Below are 22,908 nucleotides of genomic sequence, written 5' to 3'. Positions count from 1 at the left end.
GGCGGTGCTGTTCAACTGGTGCGGCCGGTGGCAGGAGTGGCCAGGTACGACAGCACCGCGTCCGCCGAGGGGCCGACCTGGTGCACGGCTTCCTGCAATTGTTCGGGGGTGACGCCGCATCGCTCGCTCCAGTAGCGGCATTCGCGCTCGTCGTCGATATTGATGGTGGACGTGTCTTGCGGGACGAAGTTCTGCGTGGGGTCGCTCATGGCATGGTGCTCCATGGTGGATCGAACCCTCGCCTTCAGCAAGCGCCGTGCCTTGGTCAGTTACATCACGTAAGGGTAATTCCGTCCTAACGCGGCGAGATAACCGTACTACAGTGAATTGCGTCGCCAAGATTCTCCGCGGCGCGAACCCCCAAGGAGAAAACGATATGTCCAACAGCCCTATGAAGGCATGGAGCGATTACAAACCCAGCAAAACTGTCTGGCTATGGTCGTGCGTGGGTGCAGCGGTCGCGACGATGGTGGTCGGCTTTACAGCCGGCGGCTGGGTGACTGCCACTACCGCGCAAGAGCAGGCCGAGGCATCGACTCACGCCGCCGTCGCGCAATTGGCGGCGGGCATCTGCGTCCACCGGTTCATGGCGGCGCCGGATGCTCAGGCGGCCTTGGCCGCGCTCAAGAGCGCCGACTCGTGGAAGCGCGACACGATGATCGAGAAGGGCGGCTGGGTCACCTTCGCCGACGCGCAGGCGCCGGTGGACGGCGCCGCGGACTTGTGCGCCAGCAAGTTGATGGAATCATCGGCGGCCGGCACGCCCACGGTGCCGCGCACCACAGGCGCTTCTTGATCGGTCCGGCCCGCGGCGGGCGCCGGACCGGCGCAGCCGTCAGTAAGGGCCGCCGTCCTTGCCGGGCGCGGCCGGCGCGCCCTTGAAGTCCTGCGCGAGCTTTTCGGCGGCGCGGGCCAGCAGCGTAGCATCGACGCCTACCGCGACGAAAGTCGCGCCCAGCTCCAGGCAGTGGCGGGCCTGTGCGGCGTCCGCGTGCAGAATGCCGGCAGCCTTGCCTGCGCGCACAATGCGAACGATGGCGTCATCGATGGCCGCGCGCACTTCCGGGTGGCCCGGGTTACCCATATGCCCCATGGTGGCCGACAGGTCGGCCGGGCCGATGAACACGCCGTCGACACCATCGACGGCCAGGATTTCGTCAAGCGCTTGCAGGCCTTCCGGCGTTTCGATCTGCACCAGCAGGCACATTTCGTCATTGGCGCGCCGGATGTAGTCGGGAATGCGATTCCAGCGCGACGCACGGGCCAGCGCTGCGCCCAGGCCGCGGATGCCTTCGGGCGGATAGCGCATGGCCGATACCGCGGCGGCCGCTTCTTCGGCCGACTGGATCATGGGCACCAGCAGCGTTTGCGCGCCGGCGTCGAGCAACTGCTTGATCTGCACAAAGTCGTTCCAGGACGGGCGCACGACGGGCGCCACCGGATACGCGGCGACCGCCTGCAATTGCGCCAGCACGGTCTGCACGGTGTTCGGTGCGTGTTCGCCGTCGATGAGCAGCCAGTCGAATCCGGCGCCCGCGCAGATTTCGGCGGGGTAGGGGTGGGCCATGCCGGCCCACAGGCCGATCTGCGGTTGCCCGGCGCGCAGCGCGCGCTTGAAATTGTTGGTCAGGATATCCATGTGCGTGAGCTTATACGAAGCGGCAGTTGACCGTGCCCAGCGGTCCGTAGTCGACGGCAAAAGTATCGCCCGGCTTGGCGAACACCGGCCGGGTGAAAGAGCCGGACAGGATGATCTGGCCGGGCTCGAGCGTGACGCCGCGCGGGCCCAGCCGGTTGGCCAGCCATACGACGCCATTGGCGGGATGGTTCAGCACTCCGGCGGCCAGCCCGGTTTCTTCGATGATGGCGTTGCGCGTCATGATGGCCCCCGCCCAGCGCAGGTCCAGGTCGTGCATGCGCACCGGACGGCCGCCTTGCACGACGCCCGCGTTGGCGGCGTTATCGGCGATGGTATCGAAGACTTTGCGCGGCCGCTTGGTGTCGGGGTCGATCATGTGCGAGCGGGCATCGATGATTTCCAGCGCAGGCACGACGTAGTCCACGGCGTTGTACACGTCGGCCAGGGTCACGCCGGGGCCGCGCAGCGGCTTGGCCAGGATGAACGCCAGCTCGACTTCCAGGCGCGGCGCGATGAAGCGGCTGGATGGGATCTCGCCCTCGTTAAAGAACATGTCGTCGAGCAGGGTGCCCGAATCGGGTTCGTCGATCTGCGACGCCTGCTGCATGGCGCGCGAGGTCAGGCCGATTTTATGGCCCTTGACCACCCGGCCTTCGGCGAGTTTGATCTCGAGCCACTGCTGCTGTATGGCGTAGGCATCGTCGATCGTGATGTCGGGGTGGTCCAGCGAAATCTGGCGGATCTGCGTGCGGCTGCGTTCCGCCTCGTGCAGGCGGGCGGCCAGGGCCTTGGTGGTGGCGAGGTCGAGCATCGGGATATCCGTGTAATAGTTAACACGTTATCTATTATGGGGAATGCCGCCACCCCTGGCAAGCCCGCCATGGCGGGCTATGCAGGCGGGTGGCGCTTGATATGTTCGATGGCGGCGTCGATGTCGTGGTAGAGCCGCTCCAGGCGCGCTTTGCCCAATGAGGCTTCCAGGCGTTCGTAGCAGGCGTCCACTTGCGGCCGCAGGGTGTCGATGAGCCGCCGGGCCTTGGGGGTCAGGGTGATGTCCTGCCGGCGTTGGTCGGCGCTGGAGCGCGTGCGTTCGATCAGGCCGGATTGCTCCATGCCGATCAGCATGCGCGTCAGGCTGGGGCGCAGGATCTGGCATTGCGCCGCGATCTGGTTGGGCTCCATGGGTTCCAGTTCGCTGAGGGTGCGCAATACGCGCCATTGCTGTTCGGTGATGCCCGCGGCATGCAGGATGGGCCGGAAATGCGCCATCAGGGTTTCGCGCGCATGCAGCAGCAGATGGGGCAGGTTGCGATGGTGGAACTGGCTCATGCGCGGCATGTTAGCAAGATAAGCGGCATGCACCGGTGAAATGCGCAGGCGGCGCGCCCCCGGGGGCGCGCACAATAAAGAGCGCCCCAACTCGCGATGAGTGTGGGGCGCTCTTGCCTGGCTTCGCACGCATGGGTGTCAGAACGCCTGGCAACTTTAATTTAGTGCCGCCGCGCTGCCAATGCAAGCACAAAATCGTATCAGCGTTTACCATCCGCCAGGCGCCGCCGCACGCGACGCAAGGGGGACGCAATTGCCGATGGATGGCGCACTGTTACTGATCGTCGTAGGCGCAGCCGTGGCCGGCTTCGTCCAGGGCCTGGCCGGTTTCGGGTTCGGCCTGGTGGCCATGGCGTTCTGGGCCTGGGCGCTGGACGCCCGCCTGGCGGCGGCCCTGGCGGTATCGTGCGGGCTGGCCGGCCAAGTGCTGGCCGCCCTGACCGTGCGGCGGGGATTCGACGCGCGGCGCCTGTTGCCCTTCCTGGCCGGCGGCCTGCTTGGGATTCCCGTGGGGGCAGCGGCATTGCCGCTGCTGGATCCGGCGCTGTTCAAGGCCCTTGTCGGCGCCATTCTGGCGATCTGGTGCCCATTCATGCTGGCAGCCCGGCGCCTGCCACGCATCACCCGAGGCGGGCGCGTGGCCGATGCCACGGTGGGCGCGCTGGGCGGGGTCATGGGCGGCCTGGGCGGATTCACCGGAGTGGTGCCTACGCTATGGTGTACGTTGCGCGGGTTCGACAAGGACGCGCAACGGGCCATTATCCAGAACTTCAACCTGGCCATGCTGGCGGCCACGCTGGCCACGTATCTGTACCGGGGCGTTGTCACTACCCAGACGGCGCCGTATGTGGCCATTGCCATTGCCGCCATGTTGTTGCCGGGCTGGCTGGGCGCGCGCGCGTATCTGGGCATCAGCGATGCAATGTTTCGCAAGCTCGTGCTGGGGTTGCTGACGGCGGCGGGCTGGGCGATGCTGGCATCGTCGCTGCCGGCGTTGTGGCGCTGAGCCCGGCATGCCGCATGCTATCGTAGATGCAGCACTTTCATTATTTTGTACACACATGCCGCGCATGAAGATCCAACAGGGCGAACTGGCCCGCTGGCTGCAGGTTGTCGCCGACGGTGAATCCGAAGGGGTGCCGGCCGCGCAGGTCCCGCCCCATGTTGCCGAAAGCCTCATCATCCTGCGCTGTGTGCGCGAGGCCGACGCCGGCCGGCTCGTACTGACCGACAAGGGCCGCCTGGCGCTGCGCATGCAGGCGCCGGGCGCCATCCACCTGCAGTAGGCCTCGCGTCCACGGGGCGGGCGTCCCACTATCGCGCCCGGGGGCACGTCGGTAATATGAACTTGCGTGCCGCTTGCGGGTCCAACCACCTAGCGGACCTTCACCAACGGACCCCGCCAGCGCCACGCGTGGATCCACGCGTTTAGGTAACCGACTGGGAGGCAGCCATGCAGCATCATGACCAGGAAGTACTGATCGACGTATCCACAGCGGCCATGGATACCGGCGGATACGGTGTACTGCTGACGGTAACGGCCGAAGGGGGCACTGAAGTCGATGCCGCCTTTTCGTATCTGGGCGATTGCGCATCGTTGCACGAGGCGCGCGACCGTGCAGAAGTCTTCGCCCAGAACTGGGTAGAAGAAAACATCTTCCGCTGACCACACACAGGCGGAAACTTGCAGGCCGCGCGCGCCCATGACGTGGAATCGATGGCTGGCCCGGCTTCGGCCTGAATCCGGGTTATCGTCGCTGCTTCGTCATTTTCGGCGCGCGCCACCGGCGCGCCAGGCATCGATGGCCGCTCCGCTTTCCGATCTTTCCCTCACGATCCAGGCATTGCGCTGGCACTTCAACGAAGTCATCCTGCCGTTGTGGTGCGGCGCGGGTTTCAACACGCAAATGGGCCTGCCCTGCGAGTCGCTGTCGGGCGGCGCTGCGCAGCCGCTGCCGGCGCAGCGCTATCGCGCCATGGCGTGCGCGCGGCAACTGTATGTGTATTCGCGCGCGCCCGACCCTGCGCATGCGCGCCATGCCGACCGCCTGTTCGAAGCGCTGGCCCGCCATTTCCGCGACGACAGGCATGGGGGCTGGCGCTATAGCATCGACGCAGACGGTCATCCGCTCGACGACACCCAGGATCTCTACACGCATGCGTTCGTCGTCTTTGCCTGCGCGGCATACTTCGAACGGTCGCGCAACGCCGACGCGCGCCAGGCCATGCTGCACACGGCCGAGACCATCGAGGCGCGCTTTCGCCGCCCGGATGGCCTGTACCACGCGGCCATGTCGGCCGATTGGCGACAGGCGCGCCAGCCGCCGGCCCAGAATCCCATGATGCACCTGACCGAAGCGTACCTGGCCGCGGCCCGCGTGGCCGAGCCCGCCTGGTTCGCGCAGAATCTGCGCGGCATCGCGCAGGCGGTGGCCGATGCCTTCCTGCACGCGCCCAGTCTCTGCATTGCCGAGGCCCCCCTGGGCACGCCGGGCAACCGCATCGAGCCCGGCCATCAGTTCGAATGGTTTGTGCTGCTGCACAGCGCGCCGGCCGTGTTCGCCGGGCTGGAACTGCCCCTGGCCGTGCCGCGCGGCTGCGACTGGGCGCGGCGGCACGGGGTAGACCGCGGCACGTGCGGCGTGCTGGCCTCGCTACATGAAGACGGGCAGGTCCGCGACCCGGTGCAGCGGCTCTGGGCGCAAACCGAGTATGGCCGCTACCTGGCGGCCATTGGCGACAGCGGCGCGCTGGCCAGCCAGTTGGCCGCCTTGCGGCGACGCTTCCTCACGCCGTGGGGCTGGCACGAGTGCCTGCATCCGGACGACACCGTGGCGCGCGCCGATATGCCGTCCACGACTCCGTATCACCTGGCGACTTGCTATGAAGGGCTGCCCGCAGCCTGATGCGCTTGCGCAACACTCGCGCGCCACCGCCGTAGACCAATTCGTTTACAATTTGCGAATTATTGTCTAGAGGTATGGCATGAGCGTTATGTGTGCAGGTTGCCAGGGGATCACGCCCGGCATACCCGGTATTGAGCCGCATGCCGGGCTGGGGCACCAGGGCTTTGTGCACCCTCAGGCCAAGGGGCGCGAGGGCTGCCGTGAAGACCACTTCCGCTGCCTGGAATGTGGCGCCAAATGGCTGCGCGAAACCGACAAATGGGGCACTGACCAGGGGTTCAAGCTGGCCCCCTAGGCTGGGCACGACCGCGCCCCTTCGCGCGGTCTGCCGCCTCCTTGGGCCGCTGCGCCTGCGGCTTCAGTCGACCCGGGCGCCCGAGGCGCGCACCACTTCTCCCCAACGCTTTACGTCCGCCGCAAGGATTTTCTCGAATTCGGCGGGGCTGGTGGCAAACGGCTCGGCCCCTTGCGCGTTGAAGCTTTCCACGACCTTCGGATCCGCCAACGCCGCATTGACGGTCTCGTTGATGCGCGTGATGCGCGCCGGCGGCGTGCCCTTGGGCGCCATCAGGCCGAACCAGGGGTTGACGTCGAAGCTCTTGAAGCCTGCCTCGGCGATGGTGGGGATATCCGGGAACGACTTGGCCCGCTGGGCGCTGGTGACCGCCAGGGCGCGCAGCGCGCCGCCCTTGATTGAGCCGGCTACCGACGGCAGGCTGGTGAACACCATGTCGATGCGTCCGCCCAGCAGGTCCTGCAGGGCGGGCGCGGCGCCTCGGTAAGGCACGTGCTGCAGCGGCACCTGCGCGGCGCTGCTGAACATTTCGCCCAGCAGGTGGTTGACCGAGCCGTTGCCTGCCGAACCGTAGGTCAGGTTGCCTTTCTTGGCCGCCTGCACCACGTCGTCCACGCTTTTGTAGGGTGAATCGGGCCGCGTGACCAGCACGAAAGGCAGCGTGGCCAGCGTGGCCACCGGCGCGAAATCGGCGCCGGGGTCGAAATTCAGCTGCTGGTAGAGCGCGCCGTTGATGGCCTGCGTGCCGACATAGCTCATCAGCAGGGTATAGCCGTCGGGCGGGGCCGCGAGCACCGCTTCCATGCCCACGTTGCCGCCGGCGCCCGCGCGGTTTTCGATGACCACGGTCTGCTTCCATTTGTCGCCCAGCTGCTGGCCGATGATGCGCGCCAGCGTATCCGATGCGCCGCCCGGGGTCTGCGGCACAATGATGCGCACGGGTTTGTCGGGATATTCTTGCACGGCGGCCGCGGGTGCGCCCAGCGCGGCCGACAGCAGCAGGCCCAGGGCCCAGGGTATGTAACGCATGTGTCTCTCCTTTGGTGTTGCCGGCCTTATGACTGGCCGTGCGGTTGTGCCAGGCCGCTCAGCAGGCGCGCCAGCTGGTCGGGCAGGGGCAGGGCAAAAAATGCATTGTCCTGTGTGGCGATGAATTCGGCTGCCCGGATCTCCAGCAGGCGGCGCAGGCGGTAGCGGGCGCGCTGCTGGCGGATGGCTTCGTGCCGGCGCGTGGACGCCAGCCATGCCTGGTGGCGGTCGATCGCGTCGGACAGGGCCTGGATCGAATCCGGCTGGTCTTGCGCCACCAGCAGCACCGGCGGCACCCAGGCGTCGGCCGCATGGCGCATGGCCGAGGCAATGCGCTTGATGTCGGCGGCCATCTTGCGCGCGCCGGGCAGGTCGGCTTTGCTGACGACAAAGATGTCGGCCATTTCCATGATGCCCGCCTTCATGGCTTGCACCGTGTCCCCGCTGTCGGGCAGCAGCACCAGCACCAGGGTGTCCACGTGCATGCGCGCGGCATATTCGGCCTGGCCCACGCCCACGGTTTCCAGCAGCACTTCGACGAATCCGAAGTCATCCATGGCGTCCAGCATTTCGGGCAGGTTGTCGGCCAGCCCGTCGGACGTGCGGCGCGACCCCAGGGAACGGATGTACAGCTCGTCGATGCCCGCCAGTTCGTCCATGCGTACCCGGTCGCCCAGGATGGCGCCGCCGCTCTTGGGGCTGCTGGGGTCGACAGCAAGCGCGCCCAGGCGCCCGCCGCCCAGGCGGGCCAGGGCCAGCCGTCCCAGCAGGGTGCTCTTGCCCGCGCCGGGCGCGCCCGTAATGCCGATACGGCGCGCCGCGTGGGCGGGTTGCCGGGGCGGCTGCGCCGCCAGTTCGAGCGGGCTGGCGTTGGCCAGCCGCGTCAGCGTGCGGCCCAGGGCAAGACGATCCAGGGGCGGGGTGGCTGTCATGGGCCGGCCCAGCTCATGATTTCGTCGCGGTGTTCGTCCAGCAACGGCGGCAGCGCGCGTGGGGCCTCCTGGTCTTCGAAACGCACGGGGCTGGCGACCGCCCGCAACGGCAGGCTGCCGTCGCCCAATTGCACCACCAGCTTGCGAGCGGCCGCGATGTCGCTGTCCAGCGCTTCGTTCAGCGTGCCCACCCGGGCCGCGACGATGCCCAGCGGCGCCAGGCGGTCCGCCCATTGCGCCGCCGTCGCGCCGGCCAGTTCATGGGTGATCGCCGTCACGACTTCGGCGCGGTGCGCGCGGCGGGCCGCCATTGTGGCGAAATGCGGATGTTCGACCCAGTCCGTGCGTCCGATCTCGTGGCAGAAAATGCGCCAGAATTTGTCGTGCGTGATAAACAGCACCAGCCATCCGTCGGCAGTGGGGAACAACTGCGCCGGCACAACATAGGGGTGCGAAGACGCCGGCAGGCGCTCGATGGTCTCGCCCGCATTCAAAGCCGCGCCCGCCAGGTAGTTGAGCTGGGACAGCATCACGTCATACATCGATACGTCCACCTGGCCGCCCCGGCCTTGCACGACCTTGGCAAGCAGGCCCAGCGCGGCCACCAGCCCCGCCGAGTTGTCCACCGCCGAATAGCCGGCCTTGGCCGGCGGCGCGTCGGGTTCGCCCGTGATGGCCATGACGCCCGTCATCGCCTGGATCACGTAGTCGTACGCCGGGTTTTCGGAATACGGGCCCTCGAGTCCGTAGCCGGTGAGCGCCACGCACACCAGTTTGTCGTTGTGGATCCGCAGCGCGTCGTAGGTCAATCCCAGCTTGCGTATCGCCGATGGCCGCAAATTGGTGACGAGCGCATGCGAACGGGCGGCGATGCGGCCCAGCGCGGCCTGGCCTGCTGCGCTGGCCAGGTCCAGCACGATGCTTTTCTTGTTGCGGTTCAGGCTGGCGAAGTATGCGTTGTGCGGGCCGATACTGTGCGGGCTGATGGTGCGGCCGATATCGCCTTCGCGCGGCTCGATCTTGATGACTTCCGCCCCCATGTCGGCCAGCATCAGGCCGCAATAGGGGCCGGCCAGCATATGGCCGACTTCAATGATGCGGATGCCCGCCAGCGGCGCGTTCATGCGGGGTTCCTTGCCGCGCCGGCCTCATGCAGGCGCTGCGCGAGTATGCCGATCATCTGCTCCAGGGGCATGTCGGCAGTGAAGATGGCGGCCACGCCCAGTTCCAGCAGCGCGGGATGGTCGCTGGCCGGAATCGTTCCGCCCAGAAAGACCCGGACATCTGTGGCGCCGAGCTCGCGCAATTGCGCGATGACTTCGCGCGTGAGTTCATGGTGACTGCCCGACAGAATGCTCAGGCCCACTGCGTCCACGCCTTCATCGACCGCCACCTGGGCAATTTGCCGCGGCGTGCGGCGCAGGCCGGTGTAGATGACTTCGGCCCCCGCATTGCGCAGGCTGAGCGCGACGATCTTGGCGCCGATGTCGTGGCCGTCCAGCCCGGGCTTGCCGACCAGGATGCGCTTGCCGGCCAGCGCGGGCTTGTCTTGGGTAGGCGTGTTCATAGATTGACGGGCTCCTTGAATTCACCCCATTCTTTTTTCAGGCATGCCACCATCTCTCCGACGGTGGCGTAGGCATGGCAGCAATCGACCAGGTAAGGCATCAGGTTTTCGCGGTCTTTGGCCGCGGCGCCGGCGAGCTTGGCCAGCGACGCATCCACCGCGGCCTGGCTGCGCGTATCCAGCACGCGCTGGAATTTCTCGAGCGCGCGCTGCGCCACAGTGGGGTCCAGCGTGAACACGTCGCCGATCTTGGTTTCGTCGCCCGGCCTGGCGAAATGGTTCTGCCCCACGATGACCTGCTCGCCGGCGTCGATAGCCAGCTTGCGTTCCAGCCCCCGCTCGGCCAGGCGCAGCTGTATCCAGCCGTCTTCGATGGCGCGGATGACGCCGCCATACTCGTCGATCTCGGCCATCACCTGTTCGATCTTTTCTTCCATGCGTTCGGTGTGCTGCTCAAGAAAGTAGCTGCCACCCAGCGGGTCCACGGAGTTGGCGATGCCGCTTTCGTAGGCAATGATCTGCTGGGTGCGCAGCGCCAGCTCGGCTGAAAACTCGGTGGGTATCTGGTAGGCCTCGTCCAGCGCGCACGTGAAGATCGACTGCGCGCCGCCCAGCACGGCCGCCATGGTTTCCACGGTGACGCGCACCACGTTGTTGTAGGGTTGCGGCGCCACCAGCGAAGAGCCGCCGCACACCACGCCGAAGCGGAAATGCTGGGCCTTGGGATCCTGCACGCCATAGCGTTCTTTCATCAGGCGCGCCCACAGCCTGCGTCCCGCGCGGAACTTGGCGATCTCTTCAAAGAAGTCCATATGGACATAGAAGAAGAACGACAGGCGCTTGGCGAACTTTTCGATATCGCCGCCGCGTTCGCGCAGTTCGTCCACATAGGCCAGCCCGTTGGCGATGGTATAGGCCATTTCCTCGGCGGCCGTCGCGCCCGCGTCGCGCACGTGCGCCCCCGCAATGCTGATGGGGTTGAAGCGCGGCGATACATCGTTCGAATACAGGATGGTGTCGGCGATCAGGCGCATGGATGGCCGCACCGGAAAAATCCAGGTGCCGCGCGCCACGTATTCCTTCAGGATGTCGTTCTGGATCGTGCCCGTGAGCTTGCTGCGCGGCACGTTCTGCTTGTCGGCCACCGCAAGGTACATCGCATAGATGATGGCCGCCGTGCCGTTGATGGTGAACGAGGTCGAGATGCGCGACAGGTCCAGGCCGTCGAACAGGATTTCGGCCTCGCTGAGATTGGACAGCGAAACGCCGACCTTGCCGATCTCGGGCCGCGCCATCGGGTCGCTGGGATCGAGCCCGCACTGAGTGGGCAGGTCCAGCGCCACCGAAAGGCCCGTCTGGCCCTGTTCCAGCAGGAACTTGTAGCGCGCGTTCGATTCTTCGGCGGTGCCGAAGCCGGAATACTGGCGGAAGGTCCACAGGCGGCCCTGGTAGCCGTCCGGAAATATGCCCCGTGTGTACGGGTACTGGCCGGGCATCCCGATGCGGGACGGATCGACCGAATCGGGGCCGACGCTGACGGGAATCTCGATGCCGCTTCGATTGACCGAATGCAGGCGTGGCGGCCGTTCGGGCTGGGGGTGGCTACTCATTGTTTTCCTTTCGATAGGATCTGCTCGCTGGCGCGCCAATGGTCGCCATGCAGCCAGGTGCTTAACAAATGCTGTTGCTCGGTGGCGCGCGCGGCGTCGTAGGCGGCGCCCTGGCGCCACGCCCGGACCTGGGCCTTGATACCGCGCAGCACCTGCGGCGGGCAGGCAAGCATGGGGCGCAGAAAGGCCTGTATGTCGGCGCCATCGGGCCCGTCGGCGATGACGGCATCGGCCAGCCCCCAGGCCAGGGCCTGCTGCGCATCCACAAGCTCGCTGCGCGCCATCATGCGCATGGCGCGCGCTCCGCCGACCAGCCGGCACAAGTCCGTTCCGCCGCCCCAGGCCGACGTGATCGCCAGGCGCGCCTGCACAAAGCCGATGCGCGCGTGGCTGGCCTGCAGACGCAGGTCGCAGGCCAGGGCCAGTTCGGCGCCGCCGCCGATGGCGTCACCGTTCAGATAGGCCACGACCGGCACCGGGCACTCGCGCACGGCGTCCAGCGCCGCGCGGGCCTGGCCCGCCATGGCCAGCGTGGCCGCTTCGTCGCGCACGGTGGCCAGGTCGCGCAGGTCGCCGCCGGCGGCGAAATAACGGTCACCCGCGCCGCTCAATACGATAAGGCGGGTATCGGGGTGGGCGCCGGCGTCCGTCACGGCCTGCCCCACGGCGTCGAGCAGGGGGCGCGCCAGCGCGTTGTGCTTGGCAGGGCGGTTGATGGTGATCCGGCATGCCCCGGATGGCTGGCGGTCTATGAGTACGTCTTCGGTGCCTGGCAAGTCGTGTCTCCGTCTTTTAGGTCGGCCGCGTCATGCGTGAGCAGACCGTACTCGCATGCTAGGCGCGCAATTTTTCTGCATCAAGGACAAAAGTTCGGTATTCTGAACAAATAGCGTCCGTGTGGCCGCCGCAGGCCCGATTCGCCGCTTTTTGTTCAGCCCGCCGAATTTCGCGCGAGCCCCTCATGCATCCGGAGCCCCCGCCATGTCCTCCAGCAATGTCACCGCCGTCGATCGCCTGCTCGACATCTTCGAAGCCTTCCAGGCCAGCCAGCGTCCCCTGTCCCTGACCGAACTGGCGGATGTGGCGGGCCTGCCCAAGAGCACCTGCCACGCCATCGTGGGCACCTTGACGGCCCGGGGTTATCTGTATTCCCTGACGCGCCCGCGCTCGCTGTATCCCACCAAGCGCATGTTCGATGTGGCGCGCGACATCGTCGCCAAAGACCCGTTCGTCGAGCGCATGACGCCCGTGCTCGAACGGCTGCGCGACGCTTCGCGCGAGACGGTCATCCTGGGCAAGCGCCAGGGCGACGCCGTGGTGTACCTGCAGGTAGTGGAAGGCACCCATTCGATCCGTTATTCGGCCAAGCCCGGGGAGTTGAAGCCGCTGCATTCCAGTTCGATAGGCAAGGCGATGCTCGGATGCGTGAAAGACGCCGAACTGAAGGACTGGCTGCAGGGCCATGCGCTGCCCGGAATCACGCTCGCCACGCTCACCGATCCCGAAGCGCTGCTGGCGGATGTGCAACAGGGCCGCAAGCTCGGGTACTACCGCACGCTGGGCGAGAACGTGGACGACGTGTGGGCCGTGGCGTCATCGCTGGTGCTCAACAAAGAGACCTTCGCGGTGGCGGTGGCCGGCCCGAAGCACCGCATGGAAGGCACAATGGCCGAATGCGCGCGACTGCTGGTCGCCGCCTGCAGCTTCATCCTGAGGCAATCGCAATCCAGGCCGTGACTGCGCCACGCAATGCCTTGTTTCAGGCGCGGCACGGCAGGGGCGCTATCATGGTCCGGCAAGCCGGCTGGCATGCAGCTTGCCGGTTAATGACTTCATCTGCCATTCGGAGGTCCCATGGTGCAGGCACCCATACTGAAACTGAATGACGGCAACACCATCCCGCAACTTGGCCTGGGCGTCTGGCAAGTGCCCAACGGCGAGGCGGCGCAGTGCATCAAAGAGGCGCTGGCTGCCGGCTACCGGCTGATCGACACGGCGGCCATCTACGGCAACGAGGCAGGGGTGGGCGAAGGATTGCGCGCGTCGGGCGTGGCCCGCAAAGACCTGTTCATCACTACCAAACTATGGAATGACAGGCATAGCTACGACGACGCCCAGAAAGCCATGGACGAAAGCCTGAACAAGCTGGGCCTGGCTTACGTAGACCTTTACCTGATCCACTGGCCCGTGGCGGGCAGCGACGCCTACCTGGATGCCTGGCGCGCGCTGGTTGCCATGAAAGAAGACGGACGCGCGCGATCGATCGGCGTATCGAACTTTCCGCGGGCGCAGTTGCAGCGGCTGGTCGACGAAACCGGCGTGGTGCCGGCGGTGAACCAGATCGAACTGCACCCGGAATTTGCGCAGAAGGAATTGCGGGCTTTCCATGCCGAGCTGGGTATCGCCACGCAATGCTGGAGCCCCCTGGGGCAGGGCGCCGTCATGCGCCACGACACGCTCGTGGCGCTGGCCGCGAAATATGGAAAGTCGCCCGCGCAGGTCACGCTGCGATGGCATGTGCAGAATGGCCTGCTGCCGATTCCCAAGTCGGTGACGCCCGAGCGCATTCGCGCCAATATCGATGTTTTCGATTTCGAGCTGTCGGCCGACGACATGGCTGCCATCGACAACCTGCCCGAGGGGCCGCGGGTGGGGCCCGACCCCGAGCGCTTCAAGGGCTGAGCTCAGCGCGGCGACGGAAACCACCAGTAGCGGGCAATGACGAGCAGCAGAATGCTCAGCGACACCCAAGAAGCCCAATGCCATGCGCCGGTGCCCAGCAGCGCCGCCAGCAGGCCGAATACGCTGAGCACGCCCAATGCGATGGGCACGCCCCAGATGAACCAGAAACGCCGGCGCGGGGTCATGCGGGGCTCCGTTGCGGCGTCGCCTGCCGGTGGCGCCGCACGAGCTCGGCGACGCGGGCGTCGGTGGCCCTGCGGCGTGCAACCCACAGGTACAGGCCGCTGCCCAGCACCACGATGGTGACCAGGTCGAGCAGCGTCCACAGAATCTTCAGGGGCATGCCGCCGTAGTCGCCGAAGTGCAGCGGGCGCGAGATTTCCAGGGCAGTCAGGTACCAGGGCATGCGGGCCACCGCGCTGAGTTCGCCGGTGACGCCGTCAACCAGCACCGGACTGTTCAGCTTGGAAGTCAGCGGCGTATTGCCGCGCAGCCAGACGATGTAATGGTGAGGGCTGCCGAAGGCGTTGCCGGGATACGCAATGAACGAGACTTCGCGGTCGGGCAGGGCCTTCATGGCGGTGTCGGCGGCCTGTTGCACCGATGCCAGCGCCGTGGGCACGGGGCGGCCCTGGTACGGCGCCAGGATGCGGGGCAGTTCGGTGGATTGCCACAGGCGGAACAGCGGCGTGGAAAGCTCGTTGATGACGCCAGTGAGGCCGACCACGAATGCCCAGACCAGGGTGACGATGCCCAGCAGGTTATGCAGGTCCAGCCATTTCAGGCGGGTGGAACGTGCGGCGCGCACGGTGCCGAATTCCAGCTTTTTCATGAACGGGCCATACAGCACCACGCCCGATACGATGGCCACGACGAACAGCAACCCCATGAACCCCAGGAACAGTTCCCCGGCCAGCCCCGCGAACAGGTCGACGTGCAGCGCCAGCATGATGCCCATGAATGAAAAGCGGTCTTCGGCATAAGGCGGGCCATCGTGCAGCACGTCGGTGGTGCGCAGGTCCACGCGCACGGCGTGGCCTTTTTCGACGGCCTTGCCCAGTTCGGGCACCATGCCCACATACGCCTGGGGTTCGTGGTCGTCGATATAGACGTAGTCCACGTATTCGTCCGGGTAGAGCGCCCTGGCCTGCGCCACGATGCGGTCCAGGCTGGCGCGTGGCGCGTCTGCCGGCAGCTCGGCCACCGGCTTGCCCTCATCGAACAGGTGCTCGATTTCGTGGTGGAAGATCAGCGGCAGGCCGGTCAGGCAGATGACCAGCAGAAATAGGGTACAGACCAGGCTGGTCCATTTGTGTATCAGGTACCAGGCCTTGACGGTGGTCGCGGTGGTCATGGAGCGCGCGTCCGTGAGCGTGAAGAAACCTGAACGATATCATGAACAATATCTATTCTCATCATTAGTGCGTCATTAAAACGCCGCTGCAGACAAAAAAAGCACGTGCGTGCACGTGCCGGGCAAGGGCGCTGGGCCGGGCCGCTCTGGGCCGGGCCGCGCCAGGCCGGGCCGCGGGCGCCCGGCCGCCGAACTCAAAGCGGACGCAATTCGACCGACCCTGGCGACTGGATGGGCCGCGCGCTGGCCGGGCCCGTGGCGGAAGGAACGGGGATGGTCACGATGGGCGCGGGGCCGCTGCGCGGCGGTGCCGCGGCGGGCATGGCCGGAGCGTCCGCCTGGCCCACCTGGGGGGTGTAGGCGGGCGGCGGCGCCGGCACCGGAATGGAAGCCGGACCAGGCGACGGGCCGGCGGGCGGCGCCGGGTTGAGTGGCCGCACCTGTGTGGGCGCATTGTCGGCCGGGCGCATGTTGTTCAGGAAATCCGTGAGCTCATCGCCCGTGGACAGGTCCAGCGCCGCCACTGCCTGCCCGGGCGGGAACTCGGAAAAGTAGTATTCGCCGTTGTGCACGATAAGGCCGCCCGGCAGGGGGCGCTGCGGCTGCTCGGGCACATCTTGCAGTACCGGTTTCGTGTAGTCGAGCCAGGTGGACAGGGCCAGGCCGCTGCCGAATGCGTTGCTGCCCAGCGACCGCGGCTGGTCGAAACCCATCCACACGGTGGTGCTGAGCGTGGGCGTATAGCCGCTGAACCAGACATCCACCGCGTCATTGGTGGTGCCGGTCTTGCCGCCCAGGTCGGAACGCTTGAGCGTGCGCTTGGCCCGGGCGCCCGTGCCGATGGATGCGACATCGCGCAGCATGTCGTCCATGATCCATGCGGTGCGGGGATCGATGGCCCGGGCTGCCTCGTCGCCGGCGGCCACCGGCTGCGCCTGCATCAGCACCTTGCCGGCTCGGTCGGTGACGCGGTCGATCAGGTAGGGGGGCACGCGGTACCCGCCGTTGGCGAATATGCTGTAGGCGCTTGCCATCTGCAGCGGCGTGGCGCCGCCGGCGCCCAGGGCCAGCGGCAGCACGGCCGGCCAGCGCTCTTTCTGGAAGCCGAAGCGGGTCAGGTAGTCCTGCGCGTATTCCGGCGTGATGGCCTGCAGAATGCGTATCGACACCATGTTCTTCGACCGGTACAGCCCTTCGCGCAGGGTCTGCATGGGTTCGTAGCGGTTGCCGTCGTTCTTGGGCGTCCAGGGCCGCGAGCCGGTCTGTTCGACAGTGAGCTCGAATGGCATGTCGGATACCTGGGTGGCCGGGGTCATGCCGCGCTCGAGCGCCGCCGCGTAGACAAAGGGCTTGATGGTGGAGCCGGGCTGCCGGAACGCCTGGGTGGCGCGGTTGAACGAGCCGCGGTAGAAGTCGAAGCCGCCGACCATGGCGCGTATGGCGCCGTCTTGCGGCGACATCGACACCAGCGCGGCCTGCAGGGCCGGCATGTTGATGATTTCCCAAGTGTCGCCCTGACGGCGGACATAGACGACGGAGCCGCGGCGGATCTGCCGGTCGGCGTCGGCCTTGGGGTTGAGCGCCCGGGCAACGACCGCCAGGGCTTTCTTGTCGGAAATCGTGACGATCTCGGTGGCGCTGCGCGCGACGGTGACTTCAGTGGGGCTGGCCGACAGCACCACGCCGGCCAGCAGGTCGCCGCTGTCGGGGGTGTCTTCCTGTACGCTGTCGAGGATTTCTTCGAATGCCTGGCGGTCTTGTTCGATGCCGTCGGGCAGGTCGATCTGGTCTTCGGGGCCCGGGTAGGGCGCGCGCCGGGTGTAGTCCAGCACGCCGGCACGCACCGCTTCGTAGGCAGCCTGCTGGGCTTTCGAGTCGATGGTGGTGTAGACATCCAGGCCCAGCGTGTAGGTTTCATCCTGGAACATGCCATACATGATCTGGCGCACCAGTTCGGCCGGGTACTCGCCATGCACCGTGAAGCCGTTGGCCTGCGCGCCCTCGCTGCCGCGTATCAGCAGCGGTTGCGCAAGCGCGGCCTGCGTCTGTTCGGGCGTCAGGTATCCCAGCGCCTGCATGCGGCCCAGCACGTAGTGCTGGCGGATCTTGGCGCGTTCGAGGTTGGTGATGGGGTTCGAGCGCGACGGCGCCTTGGGAACGCCCGCCAGCAGCGCGGCCTCGGCGGCGGTGACCTCGGACAGCGGCTTGCCGAAATAGGTGCGCGAGGCCGCGGCAAACCCATACGCCCGGTGGCCCAGGTAGATCTGGTTCATATAGAGCTCAAGGATCTGGTCCTTGGTGAGCTCGGATTCGATCTTGAAGGTCAGCAGCAGTTCGTAGAACTTGCGCAGGTAGGTTTTTTCGGACGACAGGTAGAAGTTGCGCGCCACCTGCATGGTGATGGTGCTGGCGCCCTGCGACTTGGACATGCTGACCACGTTGGCCAGGCCCGCGCGCAGCATGCCCATCCAGTCGATGCCGCGGTGCTCGTAGAAGTCGTCGTCTTCGGCGGCCAGGATGGCCTGCTTCATGACGAGCGGGATTTCTTCGAAGCGCACCACGTTGCGGTGTTCTTCGCCGAATTCGCCGATGAGCACGCCGTCGGCCGTGTAGATGCGCAGCGGCACGCTGGGCCGGTAGTCGGTCATGGCATGCAGCGCGGGCAGGTTGGGCCAGGTAAGCCCGATAGCCAGGCCCAGCAGCAGCGCGCCGCATAGCCCCAGCCCGGCGACAGCCACGGCGGCCTTGGCCAGGAAGCGTCGATGCGTGAACTTTTTCAAGCCCCGGCGGGGGGAGGAAGGACGATTTTCAGGGGTATTCATTGCTGCCGATTCTAGGCCAGAACCGGATAGACCCATCAAGGGCCCATTAGGTTTCGTAACTAAAGATGGCAGAGCGGCGTGGCCATGCCGGCCGCGCCGCCCAGGTTGTGCATTATGGTTGCAGGTGTTCTACAAAAAACGCCTCCATGGCGGCGTAGAACTCGAACTTGTTTTCGTCATTGTGAAATCCGTGCCCTTCGTTGTCTTTGACCAGATACTGGACCTCGACGCCGCGCGACCGCAATGCCTGGACCACCTGGTCGCTTTCGGCCTTGTTGACGCGCGGGTCCTGGGCCCCCTGGGCGATCAGCAGCGGCGCGCGGATGCGCTCGACGTGCAACGCGGGAGACGTGGCCGCCAGGCGTTCGCGATCGCGCTCGGGATGGCCCACCATGTCGTACATCTTGGCCAGCAGCGGTTTCCAGTACGGCGGAATGGTGTTCATGAAGGTGAACAGATTGGACACGCCGACATAGTCGACCGCCGCGGCGTACACCTCGGGCGTGAACGCCACGCCGGCCAGCGCCGCATACCCGCCGTAGCTGCCGCCATAGATGCCGATGCGCGCCGGATCGGCAATGCCTTGCCCGATGAGCCAGTGCACGCCGTCGGTGATGTCGTCCTGCATGGCCAGGCCCCATTGCCCGAAGCCGGCTTCCCAGAAGCGGCGGCCATAGCCGGTAGAGCCGCGGAAGTTGATCTGCAGCACGCAGAAGCCGCGATTGGCAAGGAATTGTACTTCGGGGTTGTAGCCCCATCCGTCGCGCGCCCAGGGGCCGCCGTGCGGGTTGACAATGCAGGGCAGGCCGCGCGCCGGGCGGCCGGCGGGCAGGGTCAGGTAGCCGTGTATTTCCAGGCCGTCGCGGCTGGTGTAACGCACGGGCCGCACCGGCGACATGTCGGCCTCGGGTATGGCGGGGTTGATCTCGGCGAGCCTGTGCAGCGCGTCCGTGCCTGCGCGGAACAGGTAGCGTGAACCCGGTGTGCGGTCGTTATAGGCCGCGACGATATAGGTGTCTTCGTCGCGGTTCCAGCCTTGCAGGGCGACGTCGTAGCCGGGCAGCAGGCTTTCGAGCTGTCGGTACAGCGACTGGGTCTGGTCGTCGAAGTAGTGGCGGCGCGGTTTGTCGGTCTGGTAGGCGGCCAGGGTCAGCACGCGGCGCTTGCGCGAGTACATGGCCGCGTCCAGGTCGACTTCGTCCGTGGCGTATACCAGTTCTTCCTGGTCGGGACGCGCAGGGTCTATGATGACCAGGGCAAGCTTGTCCCGCCCGCGGTTGCTCAAGGCATAAAAGCCCCGGTCGTCGAAGGTGAAAAACAGCGGCGTGACGCTGGTGCGGTAATCGGTCGTGATCAGCGGGCGCAGCGGCTCGGCTTCATCGTCGCGATACAGTAGCGTCGTGTCCAGGCCATCGCTGGCAAGCGCGGCGCGCACCCTGCCGGCGTGGTCGGTTTGCCAGCCCACCACGTTGCCCGGGTTCTGCGCCACCAGCACCGCAGCCCCCGTCTGCACGTCGACCCGGTAGACGTCAAACACCTGCGGATCGCGCTGGTTGTGACTGATGAGCACGTGGCGAGGGTCGTCGGGCAGGTCGTCTTCGATGCCCGCCCGCACGCCCTCATACGGCGTCAGGTCGCGTACCGAGCCGGTTTGCGCATCGACGGCCAGCACGTGGAAGTTCTCGTCGCCGCCGAAATCTTTCTGGTACAGCACCGTGTCGTTGCCCTTCCAGAAGAAGTCGCTGACGTCGCGCGCCGTTTCGCCAGTCAGGCGACGCGGCTCGCCGGTGGGGCGGCCGTCCTGCAGCGGCTGGACGAAGATGTTCATGCGGGCAGGGTGCCCGTCCACCGCGACGGGTTGCATGAACCCCAGCATCCGGCCGTCGTCGGCCAGGCGGAAGTAGCCGCGGTCCGGGTTGCGAAAGAAGTCTTTCAGGGGGTACTGGCGGGGCGGCTGGGCAGCCGGGGGCAAGGCATGGGGCAAGGCGGTCTCCTGGGCCGGATGGCCGGCGCGATCTGTCGATCATGCCACAGGCGCCGCGGCGTGGTCGAACCCGCCGCGGGCGGCCCGCTGGCCGGCGGCGCGCGGATTGCGGGATAATCGCAGCCACTTCAGGGAGTCGACATGATCAGAGTTGCAATGGCGGCGGCCGTGGCCGCGCTGGGGCTGGCGGGCTGCTCCACCGGTCTTTCCAGCGGCGGCGGGCTGCATGACAGCCTTTCCGTGCAATCCAGTTATCGCGATGCGTACCAGGCCGCGACGGCGCAGGCCCGGCGCTGCCTGCAGGGCACCGGGGCGTACACCGTGCACGGCCAGATCGATGACACCGCGCGAACCGCACTGGTGCGCGTCGAGGCGCCTTTCACCGGCGATGACGTGACCCGCGTGCAGATCGCCGCCACCGGCGAGCGCCAGTCGAAGGTGGACATTGCCATGTGGGGCCGCGGCATCTGGAACGAGGACGCCGTGCGCGCCATGCGCGAAGCCATCATCTACGGATTGCCGTCTTGTGTGGCGTACATGCCGGGCGATCCGCGTCCCCAGGACAACGCGCCCCTGCCGCAGCCGCGCTAGGCGCCTGCGGCGCGCCGTTCAATCGCCGCCCGGACGGCGCCTGATGATCTTGAAAGTGGCCGAGGCCTTGGCCACCAGTTCGCCGTCGGCGCCGCGCACTTCGCCCTCGCAAAAGGCGATCGACGCGCCGCGCCGCAGGCAACGCGCTTCAATGACAAGATCGGTGGTGCCGGGCGCCATGAAACTGGTGGTCATGTCTATCGTGGCCATGCCCAGGCCGGGCTCGCCGCCCCGCGCCGCAGCGCTCAGCGTGAAGTCCAGCACCGCCATCATGGTGCCGCCATGGATGTCGCCCCGGCTGTTGGTCAGGTCGGCGCGCCAGGGCAGGACGGTGCGGGCCTGGTCGGGCCCCACGCGCTCGGGCACCAGGCCCAGCAGGCTCATCAGCGGGATGGTCAGGCCAAAATAGTCGGTCGTCGCGGGCGTGGTCATGGGTACGGCAGCTTCCAGGTAGTGCTTGACAGCGCGTCATAATATGCCGATTTTCGCCGTTGCGCCGGTGCGCCCGCGGCCTTCGTACTGCAAGTTGCCTGTCATGCCTTCGCCCATGCGCAAGATCGTACACATCGACATGGACGCGTTCTACGCGTCTGTCGAACAGCGCGATAACCCGTCGCTGCGCGGGCTGCCGGTAGTGGTGGCCTGGGAAGGGCCGCGCTCGGTGGTCTGTGCGGCTTCTTACGAGGCGCGCCGCTACGGCGTGCATTCGGCGATGTCGGTGGCCCGCGCGCAGCGCCTGTGCCCGCAGGCGCTTTATGTGCCGCCCGATTTCAACCGATACCGCGACGTGTCGCGCCAGGTGCGGCAGATTTTCATGCGCCATACCGACCTGGTCGAGCCATTGTCGCTCGACGAGGCGTATCTGGACGTCACCGCCAACAAGCAGGGCCTGGCGTCGGCCACCGATGTCGCGCGCGCGATCCGGCATGAAATCCGGCAGGCCACGCAGTTGACCGCTTCGGCCGGGGTGGCGCCCAACAAGTTCCTGGCCAAGATCGCGTCCGATTGGAACAAGCCCGATGGCCTGTTCGTCATCAAGCCCTCGCAGGTGCTTGCGTTTCTGCAGCCCTTGCCGGTGCGCAAGGTGCCCGGGGTGGGCAAGGTGATGCAGTCGCGCCTGGCGGCGCTGGGCGTGCAGACGGTGGGCGACCTGGCGCGTTTCAGCGCGGCAGAGCTGGAGCATCATTTCGGCCGCTATGGGTTGCGGCTGCACGAGCTGTCGCGCGGCGTGGACACGCGCCCGGTGCAGCCGGATGCGCCGTTGCAGCAGATTTCGGCGGAAACCACCTTTGCCACCGATTTGCGGCTGGACGCGCTGGACGAAACGCTTGCGCGCCTGGCGGCCAAGGTATGGGAGCAGGGCACGCGCAAGGGGGCTATCGGACGCACCGTGGTGCTCAAGCTCAAGACAGACCGCTTCCGCATCCTGACGCGCACGCTGACGCTGGCGCGGCCCGTGGAATCGGCGGCCATGCTGGCCGAGGCGGCGCGCCAGTTGTGCACGCGGGTGGATCTGCCGCCCGCCACGCGCTACAGGCTGGCCGGCGTGGGGATGAGCAATTTCGACGAGGGCGCCGTGCCGGGCCGCCAGGCCCGGCTGGACCTGTTCGGCCACGAGGCGCCTGCGCCCGCTACTACACCAGGCGCTGCTTGACCTGCTGAGATACCAGCGTCATGTCGGCGCGGCCGGCAAGGGCGGGTTTCAGGATGGCCATGACCTTGCCCATGGCCGGGCCGCCGCTGACGCCTTGCGCGGCCACCGCTGCCAGCGCGGCGCTGATGGCCGCGTCGATTTCTTCCGGGGTGGCGGCCTGCGGCAGGAATTCGCGCAGCACATCGAGTTCGGCGGTTTCCTGGGCGGCGGTTTCCAGGCGGCCGGCTTTTTCGTATGCCGTGATGGATTCGCGTCGCTGCTTGACCTGTTTTTCGATGACGGCCGTGATGTCGGCATCGCTCAGTTCGTGGCGGTCGTCGACTTCTTTCTGCTTGATGGCGGCGGACAGGAACCTCAGGGTAGCAAGGCGCTGCGAGTCGCGCGCGCGCATGGCGTCTTTGATGGCATCGGACAAGCGGGTCTTGAGCGAGTTGCTGCTCATGAAAATACCTTTAATGGGATACGGCTGAACCCATGTTTTAACCGGGCGCGCGGGCGCTGCGCAAACGGGCAC

At 66.7% G+C, this 22,908-nt stretch carries 26 protein-coding genes; 10 read left to right on the top strand and 16 right to left on the bottom strand.

Annotated elements, in window-relative coordinates; translation table 11 throughout:
• Positions 1 to 11: 11 nt before the first annotated feature.
• Positions 12 to 209: a DUF3606 domain-containing protein gene (locus CAL19_RS09375; RefSeq protein ID WP_026637981.1), complete on the bottom strand. Its 198-nt coding sequence runs from the start codon at positions 207 to 209 to the stop codon at positions 12 to 14.
• A 167-nt stretch (positions 210 to 376) separates the two neighbouring features.
• On the opposite strand from CAL19_RS09375, the gene CAL19_RS09370 reads away from it, so the two are divergent.
• Positions 377 to 796: a hypothetical protein gene (locus CAL19_RS09370; protein ID WP_094796633.1), complete on the top strand. Its 420-nt coding sequence runs from the start codon at positions 377 to 379 to the stop codon at positions 794 to 796.
• 39 nt (positions 797 to 835) lie between these two features.
• Here CAL19_RS09370 and hpaI read toward each other — a convergent pair whose 3' ends face one another.
• The 3 genes from hpaI to hpaR form a co-directional block, all read right to left on the bottom strand.
• A complete protein-coding gene (gene hpaI, locus CAL19_RS09365; protein WP_026637979.1) occupies positions 836 to 1,639 on the bottom strand; it encodes a 4-hydroxy-2-oxoheptanedioate aldolase in 804 nt (267 codons plus the stop codon).
• A 10-nt stretch (positions 1,640 to 1,649) separates the two neighbouring features.
• On the bottom strand, positions 1,650 to 2,450 hold the full coding sequence (gene hpaH, locus CAL19_RS09360) for a 2-oxo-hept-4-ene-1,7-dioate hydratase (RefSeq protein ID WP_094796632.1): 801 nt from the start codon (positions 2,448 to 2,450) through the stop codon (positions 1,650 to 1,652).
• A gap of 77 nt (positions 2,451 to 2,527) precedes the next feature.
• Positions 2,528 to 2,977: a homoprotocatechuate degradation operon regulator HpaR gene (hpaR, locus tag CAL19_RS09355; protein ID WP_419670169.1), complete on the bottom strand. Its 450-nt coding sequence runs from the start codon at positions 2,975 to 2,977 to the stop codon at positions 2,528 to 2,530.
• 250 nt (positions 2,978 to 3,227) lie between these two features.
• Here hpaR and CAL19_RS09350 point away from each other — a divergent pair, with 250 nt between their 5' ends.
• The 5 genes from CAL19_RS09350 to CAL19_RS09330 all read left to right on the top strand — a co-directional run bounded on the left by CAL19_RS09350 (position 3,228) and on the right by CAL19_RS09330 (position 6,169).
• Entirely contained in the window at positions 3,228 to 3,974 is a 747-nt protein-coding gene (locus tag CAL19_RS09350; protein ID WP_026637976.1) for a sulfite exporter TauE/SafE family protein, read from the top strand.
• Positions 3,975 to 4,038: 64 nt separating this feature from the next.
• On the top strand, positions 4,039 to 4,254 hold the full coding sequence (locus CAL19_RS09345) for a hypothetical protein (RefSeq protein WP_231494510.1): 216 nt from the start codon (positions 4,039 to 4,041) through the stop codon (positions 4,252 to 4,254).
• 167 nt (positions 4,255 to 4,421) lie between these two features.
• Positions 4,422 to 4,634: a hypothetical protein gene (locus tag CAL19_RS09340; RefSeq protein ID WP_026637974.1), complete on the top strand. Its 213-nt coding sequence runs from the start codon at positions 4,422 to 4,424 to the stop codon at positions 4,632 to 4,634.
• A 136-nt stretch (positions 4,635 to 4,770) separates the two neighbouring features.
• Positions 4,771 to 5,874 carry an AGE family epimerase/isomerase gene (locus tag CAL19_RS09335; protein WP_249276282.1) on the top strand — a complete coding sequence of 368 codons (1,104 nt, stop codon included), beginning with the start codon at positions 4,771 to 4,773 and terminating at the stop codon, positions 5,872 to 5,874.
• Between the two features lie 79 nt (positions 5,875 to 5,953).
• Positions 5,954 to 6,169: a hypothetical protein gene (locus CAL19_RS09330; protein WP_026637972.1), complete on the top strand. Its 216-nt coding sequence runs from the start codon at positions 5,954 to 5,956 to the stop codon at positions 6,167 to 6,169.
• Positions 6,170 to 6,232: 63 nt separating this feature from the next.
• Here the strand turns inward: CAL19_RS09330 and CAL19_RS09325 are convergent, their stop codons facing one another.
• The 6 genes from CAL19_RS09325 to CAL19_RS09300 are packed head-to-tail and all read right to left on the bottom strand — an operon-like array spanning position 6,233 to position 12,083.
• Positions 6,233 to 7,198, bottom strand: coding sequence for a Bug family tripartite tricarboxylate transporter substrate binding protein (locus tag CAL19_RS09325; protein WP_026637971.1), 966 nt, complete (start codon positions 7,196 to 7,198; stop codon positions 6,233 to 6,235).
• A gap of 26 nt (positions 7,199 to 7,224) precedes the next feature.
• Entirely contained in the window at positions 7,225 to 8,130 is a 906-nt protein-coding gene (locus CAL19_RS09320) for a GTP-binding protein (RefSeq protein ID WP_094796630.1), read from the bottom strand.
• Positions 8,127 to 9,254 (bottom strand): CaiB/BaiF CoA transferase family protein, encoded by a 1,128-nt coding sequence (locus tag CAL19_RS09315; protein ID WP_038851858.1) that lies wholly within the window; start codon positions 9,252 to 9,254, stop codon positions 8,127 to 8,129. The genes CAL19_RS09320 and CAL19_RS09315 overlap by 4 nt, the downstream gene beginning before the upstream one ends.
• Positions 9,251 to 9,697 carry a cobalamin B12-binding domain-containing protein gene (locus tag CAL19_RS09310; protein ID WP_026637970.1) on the bottom strand — a complete coding sequence of 149 codons (447 nt, stop codon included), beginning with the start codon at positions 9,695 to 9,697 and terminating at the stop codon, positions 9,251 to 9,253. The genes CAL19_RS09315 and CAL19_RS09310 overlap by 4 nt, the downstream gene beginning before the upstream one ends.
• Positions 9,694 to 11,307 carry an acyl-CoA mutase large subunit family protein gene (locus CAL19_RS09305; RefSeq protein ID WP_094796629.1) on the bottom strand — a complete coding sequence of 538 codons (1,614 nt, stop codon included), beginning with the start codon at positions 11,305 to 11,307 and terminating at the stop codon, positions 9,694 to 9,696. Before CAL19_RS09305 ends, CAL19_RS09310 begins: the two co-directional genes overlap by 4 nt.
• Positions 11,304 to 12,083 (bottom strand): enoyl-CoA hydratase/isomerase family protein, encoded by a 780-nt coding sequence (locus tag CAL19_RS09300; RefSeq protein WP_094796628.1) that lies wholly within the window; start codon positions 12,081 to 12,083, stop codon positions 11,304 to 11,306. Before CAL19_RS09300 ends, CAL19_RS09305 begins: the two co-directional genes overlap by 4 nt.
• Positions 12,084 to 12,288: 205 nt before the next feature.
• Between CAL19_RS09300 and CAL19_RS09295 the strand changes: the two genes are divergently transcribed.
• Positions 12,289 to 13,044 carry an IclR family transcriptional regulator gene (locus tag CAL19_RS09295; RefSeq protein ID WP_026637967.1) on the top strand — a complete coding sequence of 252 codons (756 nt, stop codon included), beginning with the start codon at positions 12,289 to 12,291 and terminating at the stop codon, positions 13,042 to 13,044.
• 117 nt (positions 13,045 to 13,161) lie between these two features.
• A complete protein-coding gene (locus tag CAL19_RS09290) occupies positions 13,162 to 13,989 on the top strand; it encodes an aldo/keto reductase (protein ID WP_094796627.1) in 828 nt (275 codons plus the stop codon).
• Positions 13,990 to 13,991: 2 nt separating this feature from the next.
• Here CAL19_RS09290 and CAL19_RS09285 read toward each other — a convergent pair whose 3' ends face one another.
• From CAL19_RS09285 to CAL19_RS09270, 4 genes are all read right to left on the bottom strand, one after another.
• Positions 13,992 to 14,174, bottom strand: coding sequence for a hypothetical protein (locus CAL19_RS09285; protein WP_026637965.1), 183 nt, complete (start codon positions 14,172 to 14,174; stop codon positions 13,992 to 13,994).
• Positions 14,171 to 15,343 carry a PepSY-associated TM helix domain-containing protein gene (locus CAL19_RS09280; RefSeq protein WP_094796626.1) on the bottom strand — a complete coding sequence of 391 codons (1,173 nt, stop codon included), beginning with the start codon at positions 15,341 to 15,343 and terminating at the stop codon, positions 14,171 to 14,173. Before CAL19_RS09280 ends, CAL19_RS09285 begins: the two co-directional genes overlap by 4 nt.
• A gap of 194 nt (positions 15,344 to 15,537) precedes the next feature.
• The gene (locus CAL19_RS09275) at positions 15,538 to 18,165 is read right to left on the bottom strand and encodes a penicillin-binding protein 1A (RefSeq protein ID WP_094796625.1); all 2,628 of its coding nucleotides are present in this window, start codon (positions 18,163 to 18,165) and stop codon (positions 15,538 to 15,540) included.
• 112 nt (positions 18,166 to 18,277) lie between these two features.
• On the bottom strand, positions 18,278 to 20,149 hold the full coding sequence (locus CAL19_RS09270) for a S9 family peptidase (RefSeq protein ID WP_094796624.1): 1,872 nt from the start codon (positions 20,147 to 20,149) through the stop codon (positions 18,278 to 18,280).
• Positions 20,150 to 20,290: 141 nt separating this feature from the next.
• Between CAL19_RS09270 and CAL19_RS09265 the strand changes: the two genes are divergently transcribed.
• A complete protein-coding gene (locus tag CAL19_RS09265; protein ID WP_038851857.1) occupies positions 20,291 to 20,740 on the top strand; it encodes a BPTD_2524 family lipoprotein in 450 nt (149 codons plus the stop codon).
• 18 nt (positions 20,741 to 20,758) lie between these two features.
• Here CAL19_RS09265 and CAL19_RS09260 read toward each other — a convergent pair whose 3' ends face one another.
• Positions 20,759 to 21,172 (bottom strand): PaaI family thioesterase, encoded by a 414-nt coding sequence (locus tag CAL19_RS09260; protein ID WP_026637960.1) that lies wholly within the window; start codon positions 21,170 to 21,172, stop codon positions 20,759 to 20,761.
• 103 nt (positions 21,173 to 21,275) lie between these two features.
• Between CAL19_RS09260 and dinB the strand changes: the two genes are divergently transcribed.
• A complete protein-coding gene (dinB, locus tag CAL19_RS09255; RefSeq protein ID WP_026637959.1) occupies positions 21,276 to 22,394 on the top strand; it encodes a DNA polymerase IV in 1,119 nt (372 codons plus the stop codon).
• On the opposite strand, the gene CAL19_RS09250 is transcribed toward dinB, so the two are convergent.
• Complete coding sequence (locus CAL19_RS09250) at positions 22,375 to 22,836, bottom strand: GatB/YqeY domain-containing protein (RefSeq protein WP_026637958.1); 462 nt, start codon at positions 22,834 to 22,836, stop codon at positions 22,375 to 22,377. The genes dinB and CAL19_RS09250 overlap by 20 nt on opposite strands.
• Positions 22,837 to 22,908 lie beyond the last annotated feature (72 nt).

Source organism: Bordetella genomosp. 7 (assembly GCF_002261265.1).
In the GTDB taxonomy this organism is placed as follows: Bacteria; Pseudomonadota; Gammaproteobacteria; order Burkholderiales; family Burkholderiaceae_B; genus Bordetella_A.
This window is presented reverse-complemented; position numbering and strand designations above follow the sequence as displayed.